Origin of the sequence: Amycolatopsis sp. SID8362, from assembly GCF_010550475.1 — a bacterium.
In the GTDB taxonomy this organism is placed as follows: domain Bacteria; phylum Actinomycetota; class Actinomycetes; order Mycobacteriales; family Pseudonocardiaceae; genus Amycolatopsis; species Amycolatopsis eburnea.
The window spans coordinates 1-3,698 of record NZ_JAAGNB010001687.1 but is presented as its reverse complement, the minus strand read 5'-3'; the positions used below and the strand labels follow the sequence as shown (position 1 = coordinate 3,698).

Here is a 3,698-nt window from a genome sequence, read left to right as displayed (position 1 = left end):
GCGGTGCGCTCGGCGTCGATGCGCGCGGCCAGCAACGCGACGTTCGGCGGCAGGCTGACCTGCCGCCCGGCGGCGTCCGGACCGCACGGTCCGCTGTGGAACAGCCAGACCGGGCGCTCGGCCAGCGCCCGGGCGTTGCGCTCCAGCAACCGGACCGCCTCCGGCCGCCACCGGCCGTAGTACAGGGCACTGCCGACGACGACCGCGGCGTAGTCCGCCACCCCGGCGACGTCGGCGGCGTCGCGCACGTCCACGGTCAGGCCGGTCCCGCCGAGCTCGGCGGCGATCACCTCGGCGATCTGCCGGGTTCCGCCGTGACGCCCGGCGTAGGCGACGAGGACCAGGGACATCGTCCCATTGTCGGCCCTGGCGGACCGGACCGCGGCGCGGGCCGGTCACGATCCGCCATACGGGCGCACCCGCGTTGCTCTTCGTGGGCTCGCGGGTCCCTCGTTCACTCTCCCGTGCGCGCGGGTGGCAAGAACGCCGGACGCAGCGCGGGATCAGGCTCGTCGTAGTAGCGGTGGAACACCGCGGTCTGGCCACCGGACACCGGCGGCACGATCCAGCTCCAGTCGGCCGGGCACCGGCGGCCCGCCCGCTCCTCGCGCTCGAGGTGGGCCAGGAACCGCCGCGACTCCGTGTGGTGGTCGGCGATGGTCACGCCGGCGGCGTCGAACGAGTGCTGGACCGCCAGGGTCAGCTCGACCAGCGCCCGGTCGCGCCACAGCGTGCGCTCGGACGTCGTCGGCAGGCCCATCAGCTCGGCGACGACCGGCAGCAGGTCGTAGCGCTGCTCGTCGGCCAGGTTCCGGGCGCCGATCTCGGTGCCGAGGTACCAGCCGTTGAACGGCGCCGCGGGGTAGGTGACCCCGCCGATCTCCAGCGGCATGTCGCTGATCGCCGGCACCGCGTGCCAGCGCAGGCCGAGGCCGGCGAGCCAGCGGTGGTCGGGGTGGGTGAGCGGGACCTCCAGCACGGCGTCCGGCGGCAGCGTGAACAGCCGCGGTTCCCCGGGCAGCGCCTCGACCAGCAGCGGGAGGACGTCGAAGGACCCTTTTCGCTCCGGCGGGCGCCAGCCGAGTCTTCGCACCCGTTCGGTGAACCCGGCGTTGCGGGGGTCGCCGAGGACCGAGCCGTCGTCGAGGCGGTACCCGGCGTAGCGGATCAGCTGCTCGTTGTGGATGCGCGGCCCCGGTTTTCCGGGCGTGTCCGGCGCGAAGACGGTGACCGTCGGGCGGATCCGCCCGCCGCGGGTGGCCTGGCGCAGGTGGGCGACGCATTCGCCGGCGATCGCCGCGGGGTCGGTGACCCGCCGCCGGTCGCGGACGCGGAGGCCGCGCCAGTACAGCCTGCCGATGCAGCGGGCCGAGTTGCGCCACGCGAGGCGCGCGCCGTACGCCAGCTCGGCCGCGGTGTGGCGGTAGGTACCCGTTTCGGCGATTTCCGCGCGTACCTCGGCGAGGCGGGTTTCGAACCGCGCGTCCGCTTCCGCGGCACCCTCCGCGAACACCCGGTCCAGGAATTCTTCCGCTTCCGCGGAATTGACGCTCTGTTCCCCCGAGACGCGCTGAGGGTAAAGCGGCAGCGGCGCCGTCACCCGCTCAGGTGTAACGGTCACCGCTTCTCCCCACTCTCCGGAATCGTGATCTGCACCCCGACGAAAAGGTTCACCGTTCCTCCGATGGTCGCCGACGACGAGCCGGTCCTGGAGGTACTGCCGCCCCCGGCACCTCCGGCCAGGCCGGGGAGAGTACCCCACGATCCGGGCGCCGCACTCCCCCGATCGCGAATTCCATCCCGGTAATCCCCGAATGCGGCTTCGGCCAGGGAAAACCCCGGAGAAAAAACTGCTACCAAGCGTCATTCGGACATGGCGCAGCGCATTTCCGGTCAATCGATCACTGGGGACACCGTGGCCACCGTGATCCTTTCCCCGTGGCCACCTTTCGTCTTTTCGAGGGCTTTCGCCGAACGGCCTTTCCGGGCCGCGGTCCCCCGTGTATCAGCGCGCTCGCGCGCGACGTTAGAGTCGCGTGCGTGAGCCGGATTCCCGTGGTCCTCGTCGCCGGGTTCCTCGGCGCGGGCAAGACGACGCTGCTCAACCACCTGCTCGCCAACCGCGAGGGCGCCCGGGTCGGCGTCGTGGTCAACGACTTCGGCCAGGTGAACGTCGACGCGCTCGCGGTCGCCGGCCAGGTCGACACCATGGTTTCGCTCGGCAACGGCTGCCTGTGCTGCGCCGTCGACGCGAGCGGCCTCGACGCGATGCTCGCGCTGCTCTCCTCGGCCGAGGCGGGCATCGACGTCATCGTGGTCGAGGCCAGCGGCATCGCCGAGCCCCGCGACCTCATCCGGCTGATGATCGCCAGCGAGAACCCGGACATCCGCTACGGCGGGCTCGCCGAGGTCGTGGACGCGGCCGAGTTCGAAGCCGCCCGCGAGCGCCACCCGGAACTGGCCGACCACCTGCGCCTGGCCGACCTCGTGGTGCTGAACAAGGCCGACCGGGTGTCCGCCGAAGCGCTCGCGAAGCTCACGGCGGTCGTCGAAGAGCTGGCGCCGGGCCGTCCCCTGCTGGTCACCGAGCACGGCCGCGTCGACCCGAGGCTGTTCTTCGACCCCGAACCCCGCGGCGAGCGCGTCGGCCAGCTGTCGTTCGACGACCTGCGCGAGGAGCACGACCACGCCCAGCACCTGCACGCGAGCTACCAGACGGTCACGTTCACGGCGGCGACGCCGCTGGCGCCCCGCGCGTTCGTGGACTTCCTGGAGCGCCGCCCGGCCGGGCTCTACCGCATGAAGGGGCAGGCCGACTTCGGCGTCGATTCGCGCTTCCACCTGCACACGGTCGGCGGCTTCGTGCAGCTGGCGCGGTCGCCGTGGCCCGCGCGTGAGCCGCGCCGGACCGAGCTGGTGCTGATCGGCGCCGGCCTCGACACCGACGCCGTGCTGGCCGACCTGGAGCGCTGCGTGGCCCCGGACCCGTCGGTCGTCGACGAGCGCGGCCTGCTGCACATCCTCCGCTACCTCCCCGACCAGGCCTGACACGCCGACGACCGGCAAATGCGCTCCCGACCCGCCCGGGCCGACGGACACTGACGCCCATGACGACCACCGCGGTGAGCACACCCCGCTGGTACCGGGTCGGCGTGCTGCCCGAAGACGTCCCCCTGGCCCACCTGATGACCCGCTCCGGCGACCTCCGCTACCGCCGCACGGCCTGCGGCGAGCGCGAATCCCGCAGCTGGAAACCGGTCGACTTGACGACGGCCGAGCTGACGCCCTGCCCGGGGTGCGTCGCCACGTTGTCCGGCGCGCCGGCGGACGGTGCGGACCGCGCCCAGCTGTCCCTGGACTTGGGCGTCTAGCCGGCGCGTGAAGAGACGGTGGGGGTGGCTCGCGGGCGCCGTGCTGCTGCTCGCGGCGTCGGTGTCGGCCGTCGTCTGGGGAACGCCGTTCATCGGTTCGTGGTCGGAGAAGACGCGCGACGTCGTCGAGGCGTTCAGCTGGGTCTTCGCCATCGGCACCCCGGTGGTGGCGGTGGCGGTGTGGGCCGGCCAGGGCATCCGGGGGCCGCGCCGGAAGCCGCCGGGGCTCTCGGGCCGCGCCCTGCACCTGGTGTCCGGTGCGCTGCCGACCCCGCGGCACACCACCCTCGGGCAGCTGCGCGTGAAGCGGGCGATCGCGTCGCCGTC

General features: G+C 73.0%; 5 protein-coding genes. 3 read left to right on the top strand and 2 right to left on the bottom strand.

The features are described 5' to 3' along the window. Together G3I65_RS51910 and G3I65_RS51905 are read right to left on the bottom strand one after the other, a co-directional pair. Positions 1-350, bottom strand: a 350-nt coding sequence (locus tag G3I65_RS51910) for a flavodoxin domain-containing protein (protein WP_160703424.1), incomplete at its 3' end; no start/stop codon positions are given. 104 nt (positions 351-454) lie between these two features. Continuing rightward, positions 455-1,600: a nitric oxide synthase oxygenase gene (locus G3I65_RS51905; protein WP_160703426.1), complete on the bottom strand. Its 1,146-nt coding sequence runs from the start codon at positions 1,598-1,600 to the stop codon at positions 455-457. Positions 1,601-2,040: 440 nt separating this feature from the next. Here G3I65_RS51905 and G3I65_RS51900 point away from each other — a divergent pair, with 440 nt between their 5' ends. The 3 genes from G3I65_RS51900 to G3I65_RS51890 form a co-directional block, all read left to right on the top strand. Beyond that, positions 2,041-3,048, top strand: a complete 1,008-nt coding sequence (locus tag G3I65_RS51900; RefSeq protein ID WP_160703422.1) for a GTP-binding protein — start codon at positions 2,041-2,043, stop codon at positions 3,046-3,048. A gap of 59 nt (positions 3,049-3,107) precedes the next feature. Then, a complete protein-coding gene (locus tag G3I65_RS51895; RefSeq protein WP_160703420.1) occupies positions 3,108-3,371 on the top strand; it encodes a hypothetical protein in 264 nt (87 codons plus the stop codon). 7 nt (positions 3,372-3,378) lie between these two features. Continuing rightward, on the top strand, positions 3,379-3,698 hold a 320-nt coding region (locus G3I65_RS51890), incomplete at its 3' end, for a hypothetical protein (protein ID WP_160703418.1).